At 69.0% G+C, this 22,284-nt stretch carries 22 protein-coding genes; 4 read left to right on the forward strand and 18 right to left on the reverse strand.

Translation table 11 applies throughout. The features are described from left to right. Position 1: 1 nt before the first annotated feature. The 10 genes from flgJ to MUU77_RS08165 all read right to left on the reverse strand — a co-directional run bounded on the left by flgJ (position 2) and on the right by MUU77_RS08165 (position 9,415). The gene (gene flgJ / locus MUU77_RS08120; protein ID WP_245093635.1) at positions 2-1,063 is read right to left on the reverse strand and encodes a flagellar assembly peptidoglycan hydrolase FlgJ; all 1,062 of its coding nucleotides are present in this window, start codon (positions 1,061-1,063) and stop codon (positions 2-4) included. A 1-nt stretch (position 1,064) separates the two neighbouring features. Then, a complete protein-coding gene (locus tag MUU77_RS08125) occupies positions 1,065-2,246 on the reverse strand; it encodes a flagellar basal body P-ring protein FlgI (RefSeq protein WP_280640364.1) in 1,182 nt (393 codons plus the stop codon). 10 nt (positions 2,247-2,256) lie between these two features. Continuing rightward, the gene (gene flgH / locus MUU77_RS08130) at positions 2,257-2,943 is read right to left on the reverse strand and encodes a flagellar basal body L-ring protein FlgH (protein WP_245093637.1); all 687 of its coding nucleotides are present in this window, start codon (positions 2,941-2,943) and stop codon (positions 2,257-2,259) included. A gap of 29 nt (positions 2,944-2,972) precedes the next feature. After that, positions 2,973-3,758: a flagellar basal-body rod protein FlgG gene (gene flgG, locus MUU77_RS08135; protein WP_245093639.1), complete on the reverse strand. Its 786-nt coding sequence runs from the start codon at positions 3,756-3,758 to the stop codon at positions 2,973-2,975. Between the two features lie 872 nt (positions 3,759-4,630). After that, on the reverse strand, positions 4,631-5,383 hold the full coding sequence (locus tag MUU77_RS08140; protein WP_245093641.1) for a flagellar basal body rod protein FlgF: 753 nt from the start codon (positions 5,381-5,383) through the stop codon (positions 4,631-4,633). Between the two features lie 110 nt (positions 5,384-5,493). Then, on the reverse strand, positions 5,494-6,714 hold the full coding sequence (gene flgE, locus MUU77_RS08145; RefSeq protein ID WP_245093643.1) for a flagellar hook protein FlgE: 1,221 nt from the start codon (positions 6,712-6,714) through the stop codon (positions 5,494-5,496). Between the two features lie 35 nt (positions 6,715-6,749). Then, positions 6,750-7,433: a flagellar hook capping FlgD N-terminal domain-containing protein gene (locus MUU77_RS08150; protein ID WP_245093645.1), complete on the reverse strand. Its 684-nt coding sequence runs from the start codon at positions 7,431-7,433 to the stop codon at positions 6,750-6,752. Positions 7,434-7,459: 26 nt separating this feature from the next. After that, entirely contained in the window at positions 7,460-7,867 is a 408-nt protein-coding gene (gene flgC, locus MUU77_RS08155; RefSeq protein ID WP_245093647.1) for a flagellar basal body rod protein FlgC, read from the reverse strand. Positions 7,868-7,878: 11 nt separating this feature from the next. Continuing rightward, positions 7,879-8,265, reverse strand: a complete 387-nt coding sequence (gene flgB, locus MUU77_RS08160) for a flagellar basal body rod protein FlgB (RefSeq protein ID WP_245093649.1) — start codon at positions 8,263-8,265, stop codon at positions 7,879-7,881. Between the two features lie 196 nt (positions 8,266-8,461). Further along, positions 8,462-9,415, reverse strand: coding sequence for a chemotaxis protein (locus MUU77_RS08165; protein WP_245093651.1), 954 nt, complete (start codon positions 9,413-9,415; stop codon positions 8,462-8,464). 785 nt (positions 9,416-10,200) lie between these two features. On the opposite strand from MUU77_RS08165, the gene flgA reads away from it, so the two are divergent. The 4 genes from flgA (at position 10,201) to MUU77_RS08185 (ending at position 13,012) form a co-directional block, all read left to right on the forward strand. Next, positions 10,201-10,848: a flagellar basal body P-ring formation chaperone FlgA gene (flgA, locus tag MUU77_RS08170; protein WP_245093653.1), complete on the forward strand. Its 648-nt coding sequence runs from the start codon at positions 10,201-10,203 to the stop codon at positions 10,846-10,848. Between the two features lie 166 nt (positions 10,849-11,014). Then, positions 11,015-11,323 (forward strand): flagellar biosynthesis anti-sigma factor FlgM, encoded by a 309-nt coding sequence (gene flgM, locus MUU77_RS08175; protein WP_245093655.1) that lies wholly within the window; start codon positions 11,015-11,017, stop codon positions 11,321-11,323. 28 nt (positions 11,324-11,351) lie between these two features. Next, on the forward strand, positions 11,352-11,672 hold the full coding sequence (locus MUU77_RS08180) for a flagellar protein FlgN (protein ID WP_245094317.1): 321 nt from the start codon (positions 11,352-11,354) through the stop codon (positions 11,670-11,672). 188 nt (positions 11,673-11,860) lie between these two features. Beyond that, positions 11,861-13,012, forward strand: coding sequence for an ATP-binding protein (locus MUU77_RS08185; protein WP_245094320.1), 1,152 nt, complete (start codon positions 11,861-11,863; stop codon positions 13,010-13,012). 124 nt (positions 13,013-13,136) lie between these two features. On the opposite strand, the gene MUU77_RS08190 is transcribed toward MUU77_RS08185, so the two are convergent. The 8 genes from MUU77_RS08190 to MUU77_RS08225 all read right to left on the reverse strand — a co-directional run bounded on the left by MUU77_RS08190 (position 13,137) and on the right by MUU77_RS08225 (position 22,249). Beyond that, entirely contained in the window at positions 13,137-13,388 is a 252-nt protein-coding gene (locus MUU77_RS08190) for a GIY-YIG nuclease family protein (RefSeq protein ID WP_245093657.1), read from the reverse strand. Then, the gene (locus MUU77_RS08195) at positions 13,381-15,027 is read right to left on the reverse strand and encodes an EAL domain-containing protein (protein ID WP_245094323.1); all 1,647 of its coding nucleotides are present in this window, start codon (positions 15,025-15,027) and stop codon (positions 13,381-13,383) included. Before MUU77_RS08195 ends, MUU77_RS08190 begins: the two co-directional genes overlap by 8 nt. Positions 15,028-15,092: 65 nt before the next feature. Then, positions 15,093-15,716 carry a histidine kinase gene (locus MUU77_RS08200; RefSeq protein ID WP_245093659.1) on the reverse strand — a complete coding sequence of 208 codons (624 nt, stop codon included), beginning with the start codon at positions 15,714-15,716 and terminating at the stop codon, positions 15,093-15,095. A gap of 143 nt (positions 15,717-15,859) precedes the next feature. Beyond that, complete coding sequence (locus tag MUU77_RS08205) at positions 15,860-17,050, reverse strand: methyl-accepting chemotaxis protein (RefSeq protein WP_245093661.1); 1,191 nt, start codon at positions 17,048-17,050, stop codon at positions 15,860-15,862. 286 nt (positions 17,051-17,336) lie between these two features. Next, positions 17,337-18,407 (reverse strand): chemotaxis response regulator protein-glutamate methylesterase, encoded by a 1,071-nt coding sequence (locus MUU77_RS08210; RefSeq protein WP_245094325.1) that lies wholly within the window; start codon positions 18,405-18,407, stop codon positions 17,337-17,339. Next, positions 18,404-19,006, reverse strand: coding sequence for a chemoreceptor glutamine deamidase CheD (cheD, locus tag MUU77_RS08215; RefSeq protein ID WP_245093663.1), 603 nt, complete (start codon positions 19,004-19,006; stop codon positions 18,404-18,406). Before cheD ends, MUU77_RS08210 begins: the two co-directional genes overlap by 4 nt. Then, the gene (locus tag MUU77_RS08220; protein WP_245093665.1) at positions 19,003-19,920 is read right to left on the reverse strand and encodes a CheR family methyltransferase; all 918 of its coding nucleotides are present in this window, start codon (positions 19,918-19,920) and stop codon (positions 19,003-19,005) included. Before MUU77_RS08220 ends, cheD begins: the two co-directional genes overlap by 4 nt. Before the next feature lie 100 nt (positions 19,921-20,020). Continuing rightward, on the reverse strand, positions 20,021-22,249 hold the full coding sequence (locus MUU77_RS08225; RefSeq protein ID WP_280640365.1) for a methyl-accepting chemotaxis protein: 2,229 nt from the start codon (positions 22,247-22,249) through the stop codon (positions 20,021-20,023). Positions 22,250-22,284: the final 35 nt, after the last annotated feature.

Below are 22,284 nucleotides of genomic sequence, written 5' to 3' on the forward strand. Positions count from 1 at the left end.
GTCAGCGCCGCAGCGCGTTGCCGATGGCGTTGCCCACGGCGTTGCCGATCGGGCCGCCCACCGTCGTGCCGATGGCCGACAGCACCTTGCCCAGGGTGGGGCCGTTGGCGATGGAGGCGATCTTGCTGGCATAGGTCGGGTCGGTCGCGTAGCCAGCACGCTGCAGCCCGCGCGCGAAGCCGGCGATGTCCTTGCCGGCCGACAGCGCCTGCTGGTAGCGCGGGTTGTTCTTCAGCAGCCGCACGTAGTCGGCGAAACTCTCGGCCGGCGATGCGTAGGCGCGGAAGTCCGCGGTCTCGGTGCGCTTCACCCCGTCGACGTATTCGTGCGTGGCTGTGCGGGCGCGCTCGCCCTTCCAGCCGGTGGCCTTGATGCCGAACAGGTTGTGCGCGCTGCCGCCTTCGCCGGTCTTGATCTGGCGCTTGCCCCAGCCGGTCTCCAGCGCGGCCTGCGCGACCAGCGCGCGCGGGTCCACGCCCAGTTCCTTGGCGGCCTTCTGCGCGTGGCCCCAGATCTCGGCGACGAAGCGCTCGGGCGTGTTGCGGGCATATTTGGATGGGTCAGCCGAGGCCACCTGTTCGACTTCCTCGCACGCCGCGTCGGGGCGCACGGTCATGGTGTCCAGGGTGATCGTGTCCGGCATCCCGGAGGCTGCATGGGCATCGCTGCCGATGCCGCGCCCGGCGATGGCATCGAGCATCGCGCCGGTGTCGGTGCCGGGCAGAAGGCGCTTGTACGCCGACAGCGCGGTGGTGGCGGGCACCGCGGGCGTGGCCGCATCGGTCGCGCCCAGCTGGCGCGCGATCATCGGCGCCAGGCCAAGGCCACGGCCCTGCGACATCGCCGTGGCGATCTGCTGGTCGTACATGTCGCGGAAGACCTGGTTCTCGCCCGGGAACAGCGAGTCGCCGAAGCCCGCTTCGCGCATGCACTTGATCATCATCTGCGCGAACTGGCCCTCGAGCTTGCGCGCGACGTCGTGGATGCGCGCGTTGTCCGGCTTGCCGCCGGCGTCGGCCAGCGGCAGGGAGGGATTCAGGGCGCCGATGGGAACACTCGCCATGTCAGATCACCTCGAGCTCCGCGCGCAAGGCGCCGGCCTGCTTCAGGGCTTCCAGGATCGCGATCAGGTCGCCGGGCGCGGCGCCGACTTCGTTCACCGCGCGGACGATCTCGTCCAGCGAGGTGCCGCCCTCGAACTTGAACATGCGGTTGCCTTCCTGGCTGACCGAGACGCTGGACTGCGGCGTCACCACTGTCTGGCCGCCACGCGAGAACTCGTTGGGCTGGCTGACGTTCGCCGATTCGGTGATCGTCACCGTCAGGGAGCCGTGGGTGACCGCCGCCGGCATCACCTGCACCTGCGCGCCGATCACGACGGTGCCGGTGCGCGCGTTGACGATGACCTTGGCCGGCGCGCTGCCGGGCGTCAGCTCCAGGTTCTCCACCTGGGCCAGGAAGTTCACCCGGCGCGAGATGTCGGCCGGTGCGCGCACGGCGACGGTGACGGCATCCAGGGCGTAGGCGTTGCCGGCGCCGAAGTTCTGCTCGAGCGCCGCGACCATGCGGGAGACGGTGGTGAAGTCGGCGCGATGCAGGTTCAGCGTGATGGTGCCTTCGCCGCTGTCCAGCGCATTGGGGATCGCGCGCTCGACGGTGGCGCCATTGGGAATGCGGCCCACGCTGGGCACGTTGACCGAGACGCGCGAGCCGTCGCGACCCTGCGCACCGAAGCCGCCGACCACCAGGTTGCCCTGGGCGATGGCATAGACCTCGCCATCGGCACCGCGCAGAGGCGCCATCAGCAGGCTGCCGCCGCGCAGCGAGGTGGCGTTGCCGATGGAGGACACGGTGATGTCGATCGGCTGGCCGGGCTTGGCGAAGGCCGGCAGGTCGGCGTGGATGGCCACGGCGGCGACGTTCTTCAGCTGCGGATTGACGTTGGCCGGGACGTTGACGCCCAGCTCGCCCAGCATGTTCTTCAGGCTCTGCACGGTGAAGGGCGCCTGGCTGGTGCGGTCGCCGGTGCCGTCCAGGCCCACGACCAGGCCGTAGCCGACCAGCGGATTGCTGCGCACGCCGCCGACCTGGGCCAGGTCCTTGATGCGCTCGGCGCGTGCGGCCGGCGCCAGGCAGACCAGTACCAGGCCGATCCAGGCCAGCAGGCCCAGCAGCGTATAGGTGTCGATGCGGCGCGGCTTCCTGGCAGGCGTCGTATTGGCGCGGTCGGCGCTGGGCGTGTCCATGGCGCGTCGCTCAGTTCGGGAAGATGGGGGAGTTGAAGAACCGGCCCAGCCAGCCCATCGAGTTGGACTGTGCGATCGCGCCGCGGCCGCCGTAGGCGATGCGCGCGTCGGCGACCTTGCCGGAGGAGATGGTGTTGTCCGGGCTGATGTCGGCCGGACGCACGATGCCCTGGATCTGCACCAGCTCGTCGCCCTGGTTCAGGCGCATGTTCTTCTGCCCCTGCACCACCAGGTTGCCGTTGGGCAGGCGCTGGATCACGGTGACTGTCACGCTGCCCTGCAGCCGGTTGCTCTGCGCGCTGTTGCCCGCGCCGCTGAAGCCGCGGTCGCCGTTGATGGACGCGCTGAGGATGTCGCGGCCGTTGAGCGTGACCGGCGCACCGGCGATGTTCGGCGCGGCCAGGCTGACTTCGCTCTGCTTGTCCACCGAGGTGGTGGCCGAGGTCTGCGCGGCCGTGTTTTCCACCAGGTTGATGGTCAGCAGGTCGCCGACGTCGCGCGCGCGGCGGTCGGCGTACAGGTTCAGGCCCGGGCCGGCGCGGTAGATGGAGCCGGCGGTGGCGGGTGCCTGCACGGCGACCACCGGCTGGATGGGCTGCATCGGCGCGTAGGGGCGCACGTCGCCGTAGTAGCGCGCGCAGCCGGGCAGCAGGAGCAGGGCGCAGGCGAGGGAGGTGGCGGACGTGGTGCGCTTCATGGCGGGCCTCGGGGAGGGCGTCGGGCGGATCAGACGTTGTTGTTGAGGTAACCGAGCATCGAGTCGGTGGTGGAGATGGCCTTGGCGTTCATTTCGTAGGCGCGCTGGGTCTCGATCATGCTGACCAGCTCTTCCACCACGTTGACGTTGGAGCCTTCCAGCGAGCCCTGCACCAGGCTGCCCAGGCCGTTGAGACCAGGCGTGCCGTTCTGGGCGGGGCCGGACGCGGTGGTCTCGACATAGAGGTTTTCGCCCTTGGCCTGCAGGCCGGACGGATTGACGAAGTCGGTCAGCGTCAGCGAACCGATCTCCAGCGCCTGGGCCTGGCCGGCCATGGTCACGCTGACAGTGCCGTCGGCGCCGATGGTCATCGACTGCGCGCCCTCGGGCACCTGGATGCCCGGCTGCACGGGATAGCCGCTGTTGGTGACCAGCTCGCCCTGTGCGTTGATCTGGAACGAGCCGTCGCGGGTGTAGGCCGGCGAGCCGTCCGGCAGCAGCACTTCGAAAAAGCCGCGGCCGTTGACCATCACGTCCAGCGAGCGGCCGGTCTGCTGCGGGTTGCCCTGCTGGAAGTCCTTGGAGGTCGACACGACGCGCACGCCGGTGCCGAGCTGCAGGCCGGAGGGCAGCTGGGTCTGGGAGGAGGTGGAGCCGCCGGGCTGGCGCACCTGCTGGTACAGCAGGTCTTCGAAGCTGGCGCGGTCGCGCTTGAACCCGGTGGTGTTGGTGTTGGCCAGGTTGTTGGAGACCACGGACATGCGCGTCTGTTGCGCATCCAGTCCGGTCTTGGCGACCCAGAGGGCCTGGTTCATGGCGGGGTTCCTCGCGGGTGGAAGGGCGGAGCCGCGTGGTGCGGTTCCTCGCCTCCTCTCAGGCAAGTCCTGTGCCGAAACGGGCGTCGTAAGTCCGGCGCGGGCGCCGGGGCGGCAATGGGACCGTTGTCACGTGGGGATGCGCCAGGTGCCGGGATGTTGGCGGCGGGGCCGGAGGCATCCGGGCTTCTTGGACATGGTGCCGCTCGCCGCGGGGGCCCTACTTTTCTTTGCTTGTGCAAAGAAAAGTAGGCAAAAGAAACACCCCCCGGCGGTCCGCCCGCCGCTGCGCGGCGGGTGCGCAGTCCCGGCGGGAATTTTCGGACGGGGCCTCCTGCCCCGGCCGAAAACGGCGCACATCCTTGTGCGCCGCCCTGCGGGTTTTACCCGCCGGGACTGCCGGACCTAAGGGGCCCCAAAAGCCCGCACGGACAGATCCGGCGTGCACGCCGTTGCCTTGGCTGTTCGGGGTCCCCATGAGGCACGGCGAGTGGGCCGGGTAAAACCCGAAGGGCGCCGTCATGGATGACGGCGTTTCCGTATGGCACAGGGACGTGCCTTACGGAAATTCCCGGCCCGCTCGCGGACCCGGAGCGAAGCGCAGGGCGTGCCGCCTGGGGTGTGTTTCTTTGATTCTTTCTTTGCACAAGCAAAGAAAGAATGCCCCCGCGGCGAGCGGCGCCATGCGTGACATCAAGCAGACCCGCACCGGAAGATGCACGCAACAGGTTCATCGCGCGTACGCGTTTTCGGTGAATCGCGGATAGGGTCAGTCGGTTTTCAGCGTGCGCTGACTTCGCTGGCCCTCATCCCAACCCCTCTCTCGCAGTGAGAGCGCCTTCCAGCGCGGGGAGAGGGCCCAGAACGAAGCGTCAACCACCCAACCGCAGCAACTGGTTCGACGACTGCGCCATCTCGTCGCCGCTGCGGATCACCTTCACCTGCATCTCGAACTGCCGCTGCAACTGGATCATCTGCACCAGCGCACCGGCCGCGTCCACGTTGCTGCCTTCCAGCACACCGACCGTCAGACTGTTGCCCGTGGCCGGCGCCAGCGCCGGTGCCTGCGGATCGGACGGGCGCATCAGGCCGTCGCCGCCGCGCGCCAGCTGCGACTGCGCCGCTTCCACGATGCGCATGCGGCCGACCACGGCCATGGTCTGCGGGCCCTCGCCCTGCGGGATGATCGACACCGTACCGTCGGCGCCGACATCGATCGACTGTGCCGGCGGCACCGCGATGGGGTTGCCGTTGTCGTCCAGTACCGCACGGCCACCGGCGGTGACCAGCTGGCCGTTCGGGGTGACGCTCAGCTCGCCGTTGCGCGTGTAGGCCGTGCCGCCATCGGCGGCCTGCACGGCCAGCCAGCGGTTCGGCTGCAGCGAAATGTCCAGCGAACGGCCGGTGACCATCTGCGAGCCGGTACGCCCGTCGAAGCCGGGATCGATCAGCACCGCATCCACGCGCGAGGGAAAGCCCTGGCCCTGGATCCTGAACGCCTCGGTGCCGGCCAGTGCGGCCTTGAATCCCTTGGTGTCCACGTTGGCCAGGTTGTGCGATACGGTGCCCTGCGCCTGCAGCGAAGCGCGGGCGCCGGTCATGGCGACGTAGAGGGCTTTGTCCATAAGGTGAGTCCGGAGTGGAGAGGAGTGAGAAGTGAGGAAAGGCGGGGGAGTGCGTCAGCGAGTGCGGGGGGTTCCACTCACTCCTCACTCCTCTCCGCTCACTCCTCGCCTCACCTGATGTTGATCACCGCCTGGGTGATCTGGTCCTGCGTGGACAGGGCCTGCGAATTCGCCTGGAAGTTGCGCTGCGCCACGATCATGTTGACCAGTTGCTCGGTCAGGTCGACCGTCGAGGCTTCCAGTGCGCCGGAGGCCACCTGGCCGAAGTCCGACGTGCCCGGCGCGCCGATGCGCGGTTCGCCGGAGGCGTAGCTGTGCGTCCAGGTGTTGTTGCCCTGCGAGACCAGGCCCTGCGGGTTGCTGAAGTTCGCCAGCGCGACCTGGCCCAGCGCCTGGTCTTCGCCGTTGGAATAGCGCGCGTAGACCACGCCGGTCTCGGACACGCTGAACTCGTTGAGCTTGCCGGTGGCGTAGCCGTCCTGGTTCTGGATGCGCTTGGCGAATTGCTCGCCGTACTGGGTGGTGCCGCTGATGTCCAGCGTCATGTTCAGGACGCCGGCGCCGGTGCTGGGCGTGAACGGGGACAGGGTCACCAGGCCGTTGGTCGGTGCGGTCAGCGTGCCGTTGTTGTCGAACTGCACCGTGGTCGGTGCGCCCATCGACGTCCCGTCCACGTACGTATGCATCTGCCACTCGTTCGGGTTGGGCGTCTTCACGTAGTAGACCGTCTGCTGGTGAGCCACGCCCAGCGAGTCGTACACGGTGACCGAGGTGGTTTCGTTGTAGCTGGCGCTGTCGGTCGGCGAGAACGGCGCGATGGTCGGCTGCGCGGCGTTGCCCGGCAGGGTGACGCCCAGCTCGACGCGCGTGGTGGGCGAGGGCGGGCTGTCGGTGGTCAGCAGGCGCAGGTCGATCATGTTGCCGGTATCGAAGCCGATGCCGTCGGCGCGCGGCGGAAACACCTGCAGGCGGTAGCCCTCCGGCGTGGTGACGTAGCCGTTGGGGTCGCGCTGGAAGTTGCCCGCGCGGGTGTAGACGTTGGTGCCGTTGTTGCTGACGGTGAAGAAGCCTTCCTTGTCCACCGCCATGTCCAGGTAGCGCCCGGTCTGGTTGATGTCGCCCTGCGAGAACTGCTGGGCCACGTTGGTCAGGCGCACGCCGGCGCCGATGCCGTTGCGCAGCAGTCCGTAGCCGGTGGACGAGAACACTTCGGCGAACTCCGCGCGCGACTCCTTGAAGCCGGTGGTGTTGACGTTGGCGATGTTGTGCGAGGTGACGTTGAGGTCGGCGTTGGCCGCCCTCATGCCGGACAGCGAGCTGTTGAATGCCATGGAAGACTCCTTGCGTTATGCGGTGGGAGCGGAGGTCAGGACGCCGACTTGCCGATGCGCAGCACGTAGTCGAGCGGTGCGGTGCCCAGGCCGGGCAGGTTGAGATACAGGCCATCGGAGCCGATGGTCACGCTGTCGACCGTGGCGTCGACGTAGGTGTTCAGTGCGGTGGCCGTGCCGTCGGTGGCCGTATGGGTGGCCTTGATCGAGTACGTGCCTTCCGGCGCGCGCTCGCCGTTGGCCTTGATGCCATCCCAGGAGAACGCGGTTTCGCCCTTGGCGCCGGCTTCCACTTCGATCGTGTCCACCACCACGCCGCTGGCGTCGGTGATCTCGAAGGTCACCTTGCCTGCGCCAGGGGACATCACCAGGCCGCTGGTGTCGCCGGTGGCGGGCAACGCGACGGATTCCGAAGGCACCACCACCGAATGGCCCACCAGCGAGGCGCCCTTCAGCACCTGGTCGCCGGTCAGCGCGGCCGTGAACCCGTTGACCGTGCCGTTGAGGTCGCTGATGCCCTGCACGGTGGAGAACTGCGCCAGCTGGGCGACGAACTCGCTGTTGGACAGCGGCTTGAGCGGGTCCTGGTTGGCCAGCTGCTCGGTCATCAGCCGCATGAAGTCGGCCTGTCCCAGTGTGTCGGCCTTCTTTGCCGTGGTCGCCGCGCCGGTGGTGCTGGTGTTGATGGCGGCGAAGGGGTCGCCGTTGACGGTGGTCATGTGCGTGTTCGCTCGGTGGCAGGCCGTCAGCGGCCCATGGTCAGGGTGGCCAGCGCCAGTTCCTTGGCGGTGTTCAGCACTTCCACGCCGGCCTGGTAGCCGCGCGAAGCAGAGATCAGGTTGACCATCTGCGCGACCGGATCGACATCCGGCGCGTAGACGTAACCGTCGCCATCGGCCATCGGGTGGCCGGGCTCGTAACGTTTGATCGGTGGCGCCTGGCTCTGGGTGATTTCCTTCACCTGTACCGAGGTCAGCGAGCCGTCCGCGTCGAGCGGGCGCGCCTGGAAGATCGGTTCGATCGGTTTGTAGACCGCCTCGGGCGAGGAGGCGATGGAATCGGCGTTGGACAGGTTGCTGGCGATGGTGTTCAGGCGTACGGACTGCGCCTGCAGCGCGGAGCCGGCGACGTCGAAGATGGGCAGGTTGCTCATGGCGCGTCCCCTTACTGGCCTGTGATGGCGGTGAGCATGGTGCGCACCTTGGATTCGATGAAGCTCAGCGAGGCGCGGTATTCCAGGGCGGCCCGGCCGTAGGCGGCGCGCTCGGTGTCGGCATCGACGGTGTTGCCGTCCAGGCTGGGCTGCACGCCGGCGCGCTCGAACACGCGCGGGCCGGCATCGAGCAGGGTGAGGTGCTGCTCGTGGGTGGTCTGCAGGGGCGAAGCCTTGGCGGCGGCCTGCTCCAGGGCGGCCTGGAAATCGAGATCCCGGGCCTTGAAGTGGGGCGTGTCCGCGTTCGACAGGTTGCTGGCGATCAGCTGCATGCGCTGCTCACGCAGCGGCAGCGCCGCGGCGTGGACGCCCAGATAGTTGGAGATGGGATTGGACATGGCACCGCTCCGGCAGACCGTTGCCGGGGGTGGTGCAAGGCGTGTGCCAGAACCGGGCGAGCATCCGCCCAAGCAGGGATGGGGATCCCCGGGCCGTCATCCCGGCGAACGCCGGGATCCATCTTGATCCTGCCCTTTACCCCTTCTCTCTTCTAGGGGAAGAGCACATGGGTCCCAGCTTTCGCTGGGACGACGATCAGGCGGCCATCTGCGCCGCGGCCACCTGGTTCAGCCGGAACAGCACGTGCTCGGCCAGCTCGTGCGGGCTGTACTTGGCCACGAAGGCGTTGGCGCCCACGCGTTCGACCATGGCGTTGTTGAACACGCCCGACAGCGAGGTGTGCAGCAGCACGTACAGGCCGGCCAGGCCCGGGTGGCGCCGGATTTCCGTCGTCAGGGTGTAGCCGTCCATGGCCGGCATTTCGATGTCGGAGATGACCATGGCGTAGCGCTCGGCGGGATTCTCGCCGGCCGCATGCACCTGCAAGAGGTGGTCCAGCGCCTGGCGGCCGTCGGAAAGCAGGGTGGCGGTGACGCCCAACTGCTCCAGCACGCTGCGGATCTGCGAGCGCGCCACGCGGGAATCGTCCACCACCAGCACCTGCATCGGCGGCGCGTCGGCGGGCAGCGCCATCTCCGGCGCCAGCGTGGCGTCCATGCGCGACTGGCAGATGTCGGCCAGTACGCTTTCCACGTCGATCACCTGGATCAGCTCGCCCTGGAAGCGCGTCACCGCGGTGAGGTAGCTGTTCTCCGCGCCCAGTTCCGGCGGGGGATGGATGTCTTCCACCGCGATGTTGACGATGCGCTCCACGCCGCTGACCAGGAAGCCCTGCACGGACCGGTTGAACTCGGTGACCACCAGGTAGTTGGGGGCGTTCTCGGGGTTGGGGTCGCGCTCGGGGTGGCGGATGCTCAGGCCCAGGTCCAGCACCGGCACCGAGCGCCCGCGCACATCGGCCACGCCGACGAATTCGCTGGGCAGCCCCGGCAGCTGGAACAGGCTGGGCCGGCGCAGGACTTCCTGCACCTTGAAGACGTTGACGCCAAAAAGCTGACGGCCGCCCAGGCGGAACAGCAGCAGGGCGAGGCGGTTGTGGCCGGCCAGGCGGGTACGCTGGTCGATGCGGTTGAGCAGGTCCTGGGTCATGTCCAGCATATCGGCCGGGGGGTGGGGCACTTGAGCCGGAGGAATGGCGCCGATCAAAGCCCCTGTTTCTGGGGGGCGGGGTTGGGGTGAGGAGCAGCGGAGCCCGTGCCTTTCCTTTGTTGTCACGATACCCACGATGACGTTGGTTCGATGGCCTTGCGGGACGAGTCCTACACGCCTTGAAGATGGCGCCGCTGGCCGCGGGGGCCTTCTTTCTTTGCTTGTGCAAAGAAAGAAGCAAAGAAACACACCCCAGGCGGCACGCCCTGCGCGCTGCGCGCTCCGGGTCCGCGGGCGGGCCGGGAATTTCCGTATGGCACATCCCTGTGCCATACGGAAACGCCGTCATCCATGACGGCGCCCTGCGGGTTTTACCCGGCCCGCTCGCCGTGCCTAGATGGGGCCCCAAGGCAGGAGCAACAGCACATGCAGATCGCGGGCGCGGACGCGTTTGCTTTCGCTCCCGGGGCCCCTTAGGTCCGGCAGTCGCGGCGGGCAAAACCCCGCAGGGGCGGCGCACAAGGATGTGCGCCGTTTTCGGCCGGGGCAGGAGGCCCCGTCCGAAAATTCCCGCCGGGACTGCGCACCCGCCGCGTGCGGCGGGCGGACCGCCGGGGTGTGCTTTCTTTGCTTACTTTCTTTGCACAAGCAAAGAAAGTAAGGCCCCCGCGGCCAGCGGCGCCATGCTTCCGTGCCGGAAAACCCGCGCCGCAGGCCTCGCTTCGGTCCGCCGTTCTGGCACACCCCTTGCAGCCCCTCCGCCGATGAACCGACGGAGCCCGCCCATGCTGCTGCGCCTGACCACCGCCCTGATCGGCGGCCTGACCGCATGCGCCGTCATGGCCGCGGACTTCCAGCCGGTCGAATCGATCCGCGCCGCCGCCATTGGCGCGCTGCCGGCCGGCGCCGACGCCGAGGCGACGCTGGACCCCGCACTGCGCCTGCCGCGCTGCAGCCAGGCGCTGATCGCGCGCGTGCAGGGCAGCAGCAGCGTGGAAGTCGGCTGCCCCGACGGCTGGCGGCTGTTCGTGCCGGTGCGCGTGCGTCGCAGCCAGACGGTGCTGGTGTTGAGCCGCGGCATGGCGCCGGGCGAAACGATCACCGCCGATGCCTTCATTCCGGAAACCCGCGACGCGTCGCGCATCGTCGGGGCGGCCCTGGCCGATCCCGCCCAGGCCGTCGGCCGCGTAGCCCGTCGCACATTGTCGGCCGGCGCCGTGCTGTCGGCGACCGACCTGGTGGCGCAGCGCCTGATCCGCCGGGGCGACAACGTCGCCCTGGTGTCCCGCCGCGGCGGAGTGGAAGTGCGCGTGGTCGGCAAGGCGCTGGGCGATGCCGGCGAGAACGAACGGGTGACCGTGGAAAACCTCTCCTCCCGGCGCGTGGTGCAGGGCGTGGTGGGGCCGGGCGGCGACGTCTGGGTCAGCCGATGAAAGAACGTCCGAACCGCCCCTCAAGTTGTCCGTCGGGGGGGCGATACCGACGCCGGGTGGAAGAACCGGCGACCATCCGGCCTTCTGCGGAATTGTGGAATCCGTCACTAAAGTTGGCGTGGCCGCGGCCGATAACCTCGATGAACCCTGTTACAGGTGAACCAACATGAGCCAGAAAATCGAAGGCACTCCCCCTGCCGCCGTACGCACCACGGGCCCCGTAGGCGGCCGTGTCGCGCCGGCGGGTGCCGAGCGTTCGCGGCCGGTGGAAGCCAGCGCCGGCGGCGACAGCCTGCGCCTGACCGGTGAGGCCACCAGCCTGCAGGCGATGCAGCGCGAGTTGTCCACCGCCCCGGCCATCGACCACGCCCGCGTGCAGGCCGTGCGCGAAGCGCTGCAGGCCGGCACGTACACGATCAACGCCGAAGCCATCGCCGACGGCATGCTCGGCCTGGAAGACCAGCTCGGCGCCTGACCACGATGACGCACACCCCCTCCAGCGACTGTCCGCGGCCCTGGAAGAGGAGCGTCGCGCCATCGTCGAGCACGACGTGGAAGGCCTGGTGCGCTGCACCCAGGAAAAGCTGGACGCGCTGCGCGCACTGGAAGCGGCCGCCGCGGGCTACGGTTTCCCCGATGAACTGCAGGGGCGCCTGGCCGAGCTGGCCGAAATGAACCATGCCAACGGCATCCTGCTGGCGCGCCGCCGACGGGAAGTGAACTGGGCCCTGCGCCATCTCGGCCGCGCCGAAAGCAGCGGCGCCTACGATGCACAGGGACAGACGTCCACGCTGTCCGCCCCGCGCCCGCTCGCGGTCGCCTGAGCCCGGTGCCCGATCCGCAAACTGCGACCTCGCCCCTTGCCGCTGCCACGGGTGCGCCGGATACTGGCGCCCCGTCGCCGCCGTCCGATGCGTCCGTGGCCACCGCCCCCTCCCCGAATCCATTCCCCCATGCCTGTGCGGCGGGAGACATCCCGACCTTCGCCGATCTCAAGGCGCTGGCCGAACTGATGGACGACGGATACCTGCTGTGTCGCGGCGATGCACGCCCCCTGCACGCGAATGCCGCCGCCCTGGCGCTGGTGAACGACGAGCACGATGCGCTGGCAGCGCTCGCCCGGCTGTTGCCGGCCGATGCGATCGCTACGGCACGCGCCACCGGCCGCTGGAACGGCGACCTGAGCCTGGACGACGGCCTGGTGCTGCAGGTGCGCGCCTATTTCCACGACAATCCCGGCGGCGGACACTGCCTGGTGGTCTTCCACGACGTCAGCGAGGCGCACGCGCGCCAGCAGGAACTGCAGCGCCGCCACGCGCAGCTGCGCCAGACCTTGGTGCGTCTGGCCGGTGCGCAGGAACAGCTGGTGCAGTCGGAGAAGATGGCCTCCATCGGCCAGCTCGCGGCCGGCGTCGCGCACGAGATCAACAACCCCATCGGCTACGTGCACTCCAACCTGGGCTCGCTGCAGGAATACCTGCACAGCCTGTTCTCGCTGATCGAGGTCTACGAGCGCGCGCTGCGCCTGCCGGACCCGAAGGCGATGCTGCCCGAGATCGAGGAGATGCGGGCGCGCTACGACATCGACTTCATCACCGGCGACCTGCCGCAGCTGATGTCGGAATCGCGCGAGGGCATCGAGCGGGTCACCGCGATCGTGCGCAACCTCAAGGACTTCTCCTACTCCGGCCGCGACGACAGCTGGAAATCCGCCGACCTGCACGCCGGACTGGATTCCACCATCAACATCGTCTGGAACGAGCTGAAGTACAAGGTCACGCTGGAAAGGCATTACGGCAAGCTGCCGCTGGTGCAGTGCCGGCCATCCGAATTGAACCAGGTGTTCATGAACATCCTGCTCAACGCCAGCCATGCCATCGACGAGCGCGGCACCATCACCGTCAGCACGGGCGTGGAAGGCGAGGAGGTCTGGATCGAGATCCAGGACAGCGGCCACGGCATCCCCGAGGAGATCCTCCAGCGCATCTTCGATCCGTTCTTCACCACCAAGCCGGTGGGCAGCGGTACCGGGCTGGGGCTGTCGATCTCCTACGGCATCGTGAAGAAGCACAACGGCCGCATCGAGGCGCGCAACATCCCCGGCGCGGGCGCCTGCTTCCGCATCATGCTGCCGATCCGCCAGCCGGCCGCCGACGCGGCGTGAGCCCCACGCACGGATAGTCCTTCGTCGTCCCAGCGAACGCGGAGACCCATCTCGATGTTTTTCGCGGAGCGAAAGCGATGCAGGACCAAGGTGGATTCCGGCGTTCGCCGGAATGACGGTGAAACTAGCCGAAGAACGCCAGCTTCTTCGCCTTGGGCAACCGCTTGAGCTGTGCTTCCGCCCGTGACGCCGCGCTGCGGTCGGGATAGGCGCGGCTGGCCACGACGCGCACCGGCGGATTGGCCCGCGTGTACTTCGCGCCGGTCCCCGCAAGATGCGCGGCATAGCGCGCCTCCAGGCGATTGGTGATGCCGGCGTAGAACGCGCCGTTGCGGCACTCCAGCAGGTACAGCCACCACGGCGCCGCCTCAGGCATGCGCGCGGTGGTGGGGCTGGTTCTCATAGGCGGTGAAGGCCTGGCGGATGTGCTCGCGCAGGTCGTCGTCGTTCCATGGCTTGGTGAGGAAGCGGTAGATCTCGCCGCGGTTGATCGCCTCGGTGACCGTGGCCAGGTCGGTGTAGCCCGACAGCACCAGGCGCACGGTGTCCGGGTACAGCATGCGCACGCGGCCGAGGAACTCGGTGCCGCTCATGTCCGACATGCGCTGGTCGGACAGGATGACCTGCACGTCGTTGGTGGCCAGCAGTTCGAACGCGTCGGTGACGTTGCTGGCGGCGAGGATGCGGTAGCCGTCGCGGCGGAACAGGCGCACCAGCGAGCGCAGGATGTTCTCCTCGTCGTCGAGCAGCAGCAGGGTGCGGTCGGGCTTGGTGGCCGCGAACGCGTCCGCGCGCAGGTAGCGGCGGCGCAACACGGCGCCCGCGTCCTCGGCCGACATGGGTTCGCCGAACAGGTGGCCCTGGAACATGTCGCACTGGTTGCGGCGCAGGAAGCCCAGCTGCGTGTCGGTTTCCACGCCGTGGGCGATGACCTTCATGCCCAACTGGTGGCCCATGGCGATGATGGCGCAGGTGATGGCCACCTCGCGGTTGCCCGACGGCACGCCCTTCACGAAGTTGCGGTCTATCTTGATCTTGTCCACCGAGAAGCGGACCAGCGAATCCAGGTTGGAATCGCCCATGCCGAAGTCGTCCAGGGTCAGCCGCACGCCCTCGCGGTGCAGCTGCGCCAGGGTGCGGTGGACCAGGTTCATGTCCTTGGCCAGGGCGTTCTGGCGCACCTCCAGCACCACCATCTGCGGCGGTATGCCGGCTTCCTGCATCGCCTCCAGCACCTCGGCCACGAAGCTGGGCCGCAGCAGCTGCAGCGTCGAGACGTTGACCGCGATCTCGAAGTCGTCGAAGCCCCAGTCGCGCCAGATGCGCGCCTGCTTGAAGGCGTTGCGCAACACCCAGTCGCCGATCTGCACGATCACGCCCAGTTTTTCGGCCACGTGCATGAAGCGCTCGGGCACCAGCAGGCCCAGTGCGGGCGAGTACCAGCGCAGCAGCGTCTCCATGCCCACCACGCGGCCGTCGTGCGCGTTGATCTGCGGCTGGTAGAACAGGCGCAGTTCGTTGTGCTGGATGGCGTTGACGATCTGGCGGGCGATGATGCTGTCGCTGCGCGCGGTGATGGCGGCGCCGCGGCGGTAAAGGCGCACCAGGTTCATGCCCTCGTGCTTGGCCTGTTCCATCGCGCTTTCGGCGCACAGCAACAGGCCCGACGCCGTGTCCGCGTGTTCCGGACACAGGGCGATGCCCAGCGTGCCGGTCAGGAACAGCGTGTAGGGCAGCACCGTCATCGGCAGCTCGATCTGCTCGCGCAGCGCATCGCCGAAGCGCTCGGGCGGCAACGTGCCGGGCAGGCGCGGCACGGCCACGATGAATTCGTCGCTGCCATGCCGCCAGGCGCGCGCCTCCGGGCCCAGCGCCTGCTGCAGGCGGTCGCTGAGGATGGCCAGCGCCTCGTCGCCGACTTCCACGCCCATGTTCTCGTTGATCGAGCGGAAGTGGTCGATGTCCAGGTACAGCAGCATCAGCGGCGTCCCGCCCGCGTTGGCGGCGTCGACCATCCGCTGCAGGTCGGGTTCGCCGGCACCCAGGCGGGGCAGGCGGGGCAGGTGGGCGTACTCGGTGTTCAAGCGGGGTCGGGGGACGTCGCGGGTGCGGACCCATAGGGTAGGCGAAGTCGCCAGCGACCGCCCCCCTCGTCGTCGAGCCGGCCCCCGGCGGCGACGGCCAGCGCCCGCCACAACGCGCCATCGGGCAGCTCGCCCGGGATGTCGCGGGCGGTCAGCACGAAGCCCTCGCCCTCGTCCGCCAGCGCCACCTGCGCGCGGCTGCCCGCGCGCGTGGCCGCCTGCCGCAGCAGGGCCTGGCCGATGCGGAAGGCCACCAGGGCCAGGTCCGCCTGCGGCGCGCGCGGCAGCGGCGGCAGCGAAACCGCCAGCGTGCCCGGCGCGAAGTGGCGCTCCACCTCGGCGCGCAGCGCCGCGTCCAGGCCGATGGCGTCCAACTGGGGCGGGTGCAGGCGGGCGTGCAGGTCGCGCAGGATCGCCACCGTCTCGTCGCTGGCCCGGATGATCTCGTGCAGGTCCTCCGCACGCAGCTCGGCGTCGTCCTCCGACTGCACCAGGTGCGCGCCCATGCGGATGGCCGACAGGGCCTGTCCCACCTGGTTGTGCAGGGCCCGCCCCACCCGCGCGCGTTCCTCCTCCTGCAGGCGGAACAGCTGGAGCAGCAGCGCGGAAGGAGACGGCATGGGCGTCGGCCGGTGCGGTGGGCGGTCCCCGAAGTATGCCAGCCGCGCATCGCGGCCGAGCGCGTTGCGGACCGCACAAACGCCACGGGGCGATCGCATCGCGATCGCCCCGTGGCGGTGTCAGCCGGGCATGGACGACAGGCTCAGAACAGCTCCACCGTGCCGGCGCCCATGTTCTGCTGCGCGACCGGCTTGTGCGGCGGCCGCTCCCATTCCGTGCGCTGGTCGCGCAGGCGGTTGCCGATCAGGCGCAGGGCGCTGAGCAGCTCGTTGTCGGTCGCGCCGCCGGAGCGGTGCAGCAGTTCCTGCAGGGCGACGGCTTCCTTGTTGATGGTGGCCAGGCGCTCCAGGTGCGTCACCGCGCTGCCCAGCGACTGGGTGGCGATGTCCTCGAACTGCAGCGAGCGGACCGCGTCGGCCACGCTGGCATCGATGGCGTGGCCGCACATCGAGACTTCGCGCATGCCGTCGCCCAGCGAGGCATTGATGGCCGCCACCTGGCTGAGCATGCCGGCGGCTTCGGCGCGCGCCTCGCGGGAGCGGTCCAGGTCGCGCGAGGCCATGTGGGACACGGTGTCGCGCACCTTGGCGATGGATTCCTTCGAGCTGTGGGCCAGCTTGCGGATCTGTTCGTTGAAGGCGGTGGAACGCTCGGACAGGTTGCGCACCTCGTCGGCTACCACCGCGAAGCCGCGGCCGGCCTCGCCGGCACGGGCCGCTTCGATGGCGGCGTTCAGCGCCAGCAGGTTGGTCTGGTCGGCGATCGACTTCACGTCCTCCAGCAACGAGAAGATGCCGTCCAGGTGCTGGGCCATGTCGTCGATGTGGTGCACGGTGGTGCCGCTCTGGCCGGCCACCTGCTCCAGCGCCTCCACCAGCTGCTCCATGCGCTGGCTGGCGTTCTGGGCGAAACGCGCCACGTCCACGCCGGCGCGGTCGCCGTCGCCGTTGCGGTCGATGATGCGGGCGATGGCGGCGCTCTGTTCGCGCGACTTGCGGTTCATCGCGTCGAAGCTGCCGCCCAGGCTGCCGACGGCCTCGCGGATCAGTTCGCGGGCGCGGTCGATCTCGTGGCGCGAGCCTTCGATCTCGTTGTTGACGAAGCGGCGCAGATCGGTCAGCAGCGCATCCTGCTCGCGCACGACGCTGGCATGCTCCGGCGAGATCTGGTGGGAGTTGACCGCCGACAGCCAGGCGAAGATCAGCCAGGCCAGGGTCAACGACGTCAACAGGGCCCACTGCAGGGCATTGGGCCAGTCGAGACCGACCGACAGCGGGAACAGCAGGGTCAGGATGAGGGGTGCCGCCAGACGAACCAGGATGCGCGAGTACATGGGTGCTCTCTGATGAAGCTCACTGATGAGTATCGGCCGTGGGGATCGGCTCTTTAGGCGGGAAATCGCGTGGTTTTGCGATGGCGTGCGATCTGTGACCGGTGTTGCTGCCCCTGCAGGAGCGACGTGAGTCGCGACCGCGGCAGGGAAACAACGGCTGGCGTTGCCGGAGGGGCGCGGCTGACCGTCACCGCGTCCTGCCTGTGTCTCGGGCCACGACGGTGGCAGGCGTGCGGTCGCGACTCACGTCGCTCCCACAGCAGGCCCGCAGTGAGATTCCGGAGGCTCAGGCGATCGCCGCCGCCAGGTCCAGCAGCCGCTGGGCGATGCGTTCCAGGGGCACGGTTTCCTTGGCCGCGCCCAGCCGCATGGCGGCGCCGGGCATGCCCCAGACCACGCTGGTGGCTTCGTCCTGCACCAGGGTGGGGGCGCCGGCCTGGCTCATCTCCAGCAGGCCGCGGGCGCCGTCGTCGCCCATGCCGGTGAGGATGGCGCCGACCGCATTGCCGCCCGCGCTCTGGGCGACGGAGCGGAACAGCACGTCCACGGCCGGCTTGTGGCGGTTCACCGCCGGGCCGTCGTCGATGCGGCAGCGCCAGCGGGCGCCGTCGCGGATGACGCGCATGTGCTGGCCGCCGGGCGGCAGGTAGGCGTGGCCGGGCAGGATGGCTTCGCCATCGGTGGCCTCGCGCACGGCCATGGCCGAATGCCGGTCCAGACGCTCGGCGAAGGCGCGGCTGAAGCCGGCCGGGATGTGCTGGGTCAGGACGATGGCGGGCGCGTCGGCCGGCATCTGCTCCAGCACCACGCGCAGGGCCTCGGTGCCGCCGGCGGAGGCGCCGATGGCGATCAGGCGGTCGGTGGTGCGGAAGCGCAGGGCGGGCGGTGCCGGCATCGTCGTATCCAGCCCGGTGCGCGGCGCGCTTGGCCGGGCCAGCGGGCGCACGCGCGCCCTGGCCGCGGTCTTGACCTTGGCGATGATCTCCTCGGCGTAGGCCTGCAGGCCACTGGCGACGTCCAGCTTGGGCTTGGAGACGAAGTCCACCGCGCCCAGCGCCAGCGCCTGCAGGGTCGTGTCGGCGCCGCGCTCGGTCAGCGAGGAGATCATCACCACCGGCATCGGCCGCAGGCGCATGACGTTCTCCAGGAAGGCCAGGCCGTCCATGCGCGGCATTTCCACGTCCAGCGTCATCACGTCCGGGTTCAGGCGCTTGATCTTGTCGCGCGCCAGCAGCGGGTCGGCGGCGGAACCGACGACCTCGATGGCGGGGTCGCGCGACAGGATCTCGGTCAGGATCTGGCGCACCACCGCCGAGTCGTCGACGATCAGCACGCGGCAAGGGGTCGTACTCATCAGAACAGCTCCACGCCCCCGGTGACCGGCGCCTTGGACAGGTGGGCGCGGGCGGCGGACTCGGCGGCCAGCACTTCGGCATCGTGCGCATGCGGCAGGCGCTGCACGACGGCGCGCCCGGTCTGCGGGAAGTACCAGACCTTGCGCGGATGGATGCCGCGCAGGTCTTCCGCCACCACCGGGATGCGCTCCGCATCCAGGTAGCGGCGGACGAACTCGGCGTTGCGCGTGCCCACCGGATTGCTGGTGAACCCCTTCAGCACGTTGGCGCCGCCGAACACCTTGGCCTCCAGGCGATTGCGTGACGCACCGCGCTTGAGCAGGTCGTTGATCAGCAGTTCCATCGCGTAGCTGCCGTAGCGCGCCGGCGCGCCGTCGCCGACGTTGCCGTCGGGCAGCAGGAAATGGTTCATGCCGCCCAGTTTCAGCAGCGGGTCGCGGATGCACGCGGCCACGCACGAACCCAGCACGGTGACCAGCGCCGTGTCGCTGTCGACCACCAGGTACTGGGTGGGCAACAGCTTGGCCGCTTCGGTCTTGAAGCGGGCATCGTGGTACCGCATCACGCGGCCATCGGCGAAGGCGGCAGCGGCGGCGCTCATGCCGCGGCCCCGGCGCGCCGGTACAGCGTGCGCCCGCAGGGCTGGATGATGTCGGCCGCGTGCAGGTAGTTCTCGGAGTGCCCGGTGTAGAGCATGCCGTCGTCGGCCAGGTGCGGGACCAGGCGCGCCAGGATGCCGCGCTGGGTGGGCTTGTCGAAGTAGATCATCACGTTGCGGCAGAACATCGCCACGAACGGGCCGGATACCTCGTACCGCGGCGCCAGCAGGTTCAGCGGCCTGAACTCGATCAGCTGGCGCAGGGCCGGATGCACGCGGCACTTGCCCTCGTTGGGGCCGCTGCCGCGCTGGAAGTAACGGCGTTTCACCGCATCGTCCAGGCCGGCGATGCGTTCGATGGGATAGACGCCGCGCTCGCCGGTCGCCAGCACCTGCGTGTCCACGTCGGTGGCCAGGATGCGCACCGGCGGCGTCATCGTGCCATAGGCCTCGCAGGCGGTGATGGCGATGGAATACGGTTCCTCGCCGGTGGAGGCGGCGCAGGACCAGATCTTCAACGGACCGTCGTCGCGGCGTTTGGCCAGTTCTTCGCGCAGGCGCTCGAAATGGTGGGGCTCGCGGAAGAACGAGGTCAGGTTGGTGGTCAGGGCGTTGGTGAAGGCCTGCCACTCGTCGCCGCCGTCGCGCTCCAGCTGGTCCAGGTAGTCCTTGAAGCTGCGCAGCCCCAGCGCGCGCAGGCGGCGGGAAAGGCGGCCGTAGACCATGTCGCGCTTGCCGTCGGCCAGCGCGATGCCGGCGCGTTGCCGGATCAGGTCGGCGACGCGGCGGAAGTCGCGGTCGTCGAACTCGAAGTCGCGCGTGCCCGATGCGGCAACGTCGTCACGGATGGCAGAAGGGGCGGGGGTCCGTCGGATCGTGGCGGTGGCCTGGGCCGGAGAGCGGGTGCTGACGGACATGGGGGGCTCGAAGGGACGGGATGCTGGCGGACTTCCGCCACCGGTGCCCCGTCGGGGGGCGGGACACCGGTGATGGATCAGGCAATGCAAACGGCGTGCCTCAGAACTCCTGCCAGTCGTCGCCTTCGGCCAGCGCGGGCTCCAGGGCCGCCGGGGCGGCGGGTCGCGCGGTGGGCTTGGCCGGCGCGGCGGCTGCGGGACGGGCAGGCTGCCTGGCGGCCGCCGTGGGGGCGGCGTGCGCATGCAGTTTGAACACCGAGACCGATTCGCTCAGGGCCTGGGCCTGCTCCTCCATGGAACGGGCAGCGGCCGAGGCTTCTTCCACCAGCGCGGCATTCTGCTGGGTGGTTTCGTCCATCTGGGTGATGGTCTGGTTGACCTGCTCGATGCCGGCCGACTGCTCCTGCGAGGCAGCGGAGATCTCGGCCATGATGTCGGTCACGCGCTGCACGCTGGCCACGATCTCGCCCATGGTGGCGCCGGCCTGGTTCACCAGCGCCGAACCGTCGGCCACCTTGTCCACCGAGGTCTCGATCAGGCCCTTGATCTCCTTGGCGGCGTTGGCGCTGCGTTGGGCCAGCGTGCGCACCTCGGAAGCCACCACCGCGAAGCCGCGGCCCTGTTCGCCGGCACGGGCGGCTTCCACCGCCGCGTTCAGCGCCAGGATGTTGGTCTGGAAGGCGATGCCGTCGATGACCGAGATGATGTCGGCGATCTTCTTGGACGACTGCTCGATATCGCGCATCGTCGTGACCACCTTGCCGACCACTTCGCCGCCCTGGGAGGCGACGCCGGCCGCGCCGATGGCCAGCTGGTTGGCCTGGCGGGCGCTTTCCGCGTTCTGGCGCACGGTGGAGGTCAGTTCCTCCATGGAGGCGGCGGTTTCTTCCAGGTTGGCGGCCTGCTGCTCGGTACGGCGCGACAGGTCGCTGTTGCCGCTGGCGATTTCGCCGGCGGCGGTGTTGATGGAAGTGGAGGCGTCCTGGATGCGGCCGACGATGTCGGTCAGCTGGCTGACTGTGGCGTTGGCGTCGTCGCGCATGCGGGCGAACACGCCGTGGAAGTCGCCTTCCATGCGCGCGGTCAGGTCGCCGCGGGCGATGGCCTGCAGCAGTTCCGAGACTTCGGCCAGGTTGCCGTCGGTGGTCTCCATCAGCTGGTTCAGGCCGTCGATCATGTCGCGGAAATCGTACTGGTACCTGTCCACGTCGCCGCGCTGGCTGAAGTCGCCCGAGGAGGCCGCCATCGCCAGGCGCTTGATCTCGCCGTTGATGGCCGACAGGTTGGCCTTGGTGGCGTCCATCGTCTCGGTCAGGTTGGCCTTCTCGCCCGGCAGCTTGGGCATGTCCAGGCTCAGGTCGCCGATCGAGTAGCGCTGCATGATCTTCAGCGCATCGCCGATGGCCTGCAGGTGCGAGCCCACCAGCGCGTTGGTGTCGCGCACCATGCGGCCGTAGTCGCCGGGGAACGCGCTGTCGTCCATGCGGTAGCTGATCTGGCCTTCGTCATGGCGCGCGGCCATCTCGCTCTGCGCGGCCATGACCGACTGCAGCTGGGTCTGCATGCGCTGCATGGCCGACAGCAGCTGGCCCACTTCGTCCTGGCGGCTGGTGTCGATCTTGCCGTCCAGCTTGCCGGCGGACACGTCGTTGGCCACGCGAACGGCGTCGCCGACGGCGTTGGCGATGGCGCGCGCGAAGAACCAGGCCAGCGTCAGGCCGCCCACGATGCCGACCAGCAGCATGACCACCATCAACGTGCTGGAGGCGGTATAGGTGCTGTCGGCGTTGGCGCTGGCCGTCCTGGCCTGCCGGTCGACGATGTCGATCAGCGCGGCGATGGCCGCGAGCGCCTTGCGGTGCTGGTCGCGCGTGCTGCCGATGAAGGCGTCCACGGCGTCGTCGGGCAGGCCCAGGTCCACCATCTCCTGCACTTCGGCATAGGACTGCTGGGCCGCCTTCCATTCCCTGACGAAGGCGTCGTAGGCCTTCTTCTCTTCCGGGCTGGCGATCAGCGGGACATAGTCCTTGATGGCCTTTTCGATCTTCTTTTCCGTCTGCGCGGCCAGTGCCTTGGCCTCGGCCTTGACGGCGTCGCTGGCGCGCACGTGCTGGCGGTACGAGGTGGTGCGGTATTCGCCCATCAGGCTCTGCAGGTTGCCGGCGGCCTTCACGCTGGGCAGCACGTTGCCGGTGACGTCCGTGGTGGCGTTGTTCAACGAGTTCAGGCCGACGAAGGCGGCGATGCCCTGGACCAGCATCAGGGCCAGCACGACGCCGAAGGCCAGCATCATCTTCGTCGTCAGTTTGAGGTTCTTGATCCGCTGCATGGGAGTGTTGTTCCTTTACCGGGGCGCGCGCCGCG

Source organism: Pseudoxanthomonas sp. F37 (genome assembly GCF_022965755.1).
Taxonomy (GTDB): Bacteria; Pseudomonadota; Gammaproteobacteria; order Xanthomonadales; family Xanthomonadaceae; genus Pseudoxanthomonas_A.

Bases quoted from the DNA above. Each gene is read 5' to 3' on its own strand.
- MUU77_RS08220 (WP_245093665.1), bottom strand. From the start codon at position 19,920: ATGTCCGTCAGCACCCGCTCTCCGGCCCAGGCCACCGCCACGATCCGA.
- MUU77_RS08205 (WP_245093661.1), bottom strand. From the start codon at position 17,050: ATGTACTCGCGCATCCTGGTTCGTCTGGCGGCACCCCTCATCCTGACC.
- flgC (WP_245093647.1), bottom strand. From the start codon at position 7,867: ATGAGCAACCTGCCCATCTTCGACGTCGCCGGCTCCGCGCTGCAGGCG.
- cheD (WP_245093663.1), bottom strand. From the start codon at position 19,006: ATGAGCGCCGCCGCTGCCGCCTTCGCCGATGGCCGCGTGATGCGGTAC.
- flgE (WP_245093643.1), bottom strand. From the start codon at position 6,714: ATGGCATTCAACAGCTCGCTGTCCGGCATGAGGGCGGCCAACGCCGAC.
- MUU77_RS08185 (WP_245094320.1), top strand. From the start codon at position 11,861: ATGGACGACGGATACCTGCTGTGTCGCGGCGATGCACGCCCCCTGCAC.
- flgJ (WP_245093635.1), bottom strand. From the start codon at position 1,063: ATGGCGAGTGTTCCCATCGGCGCCCTGAATCCCTCCCTGCCGCTGGCC.
- flgB (WP_245093649.1), bottom strand. From the start codon at position 8,265: ATGTCCAATCCCATCTCCAACTATCTGGGCGTCCACGCCGCGGCGCTG.
- MUU77_RS08165 (WP_245093651.1), bottom strand. From the start codon at position 9,415: ATGACCCAGGACCTGCTCAACCGCATCGACCAGCGTACCCGCCTGGCC.
- flgG (WP_245093639.1), bottom strand. From the start codon at position 3,758: ATGAACCAGGCCCTCTGGGTCGCCAAGACCGGACTGGATGCGCAACAG.
- MUU77_RS08200 (WP_245093659.1), bottom strand. From the start codon at position 15,716: ATGCCGTCTCCTTCCGCGCTGCTGCTCCAGCTGTTCCGCCTGCAGGAG.
- MUU77_RS08140 (WP_245093641.1), bottom strand. From the start codon at position 5,383: ATGGACAAAGCCCTCTACGTCGCCATGACCGGCGCCCGCGCTTCGCTG.
- MUU77_RS08195 (WP_245094323.1), bottom strand. From the start codon at position 15,027: ATGGTCGACGCCGCCAACGCGGGCGGGACGCCGCTGATGCTGCTGTAC.
- MUU77_RS08150 (WP_245093645.1), bottom strand. From the start codon at position 7,433: ATGACCACCGTCAACGGCGACCCCTTCGCCGCCATCAACACCAGCACC.
- flgA (WP_245093653.1), top strand. From the start codon at position 10,201: ATGCTGCTGCGCCTGACCACCGCCCTGATCGGCGGCCTGACCGCATGC.
- flgH (WP_245093637.1), bottom strand. From the start codon at position 2,943: ATGAAGCGCACCACGTCCGCCACCTCCCTCGCCTGCGCCCTGCTCCTG.
- MUU77_RS08190 (WP_245093657.1), bottom strand. From the start codon at position 13,388: ATGCCTGAGGCGGCGCCGTGGTGGCTGTACCTGCTGGAGTGCCGCAAC.
- MUU77_RS08125 (WP_280640364.1), bottom strand. From the start codon at position 2,246: ATGGACACGCCCAGCGCCGACCGCGCCAATACGACGCCTGCCAGGAAG.
- flgM (WP_245093655.1), top strand. From the start codon at position 11,015: ATGAGCCAGAAAATCGAAGGCACTCCCCCTGCCGCCGTACGCACCACG.
- MUU77_RS08225 (WP_280640365.1), bottom strand. From the start codon at position 22,249: ATGCAGCGGATCAAGAACCTCAAACTGACGACGAAGATGATGCTGGCC.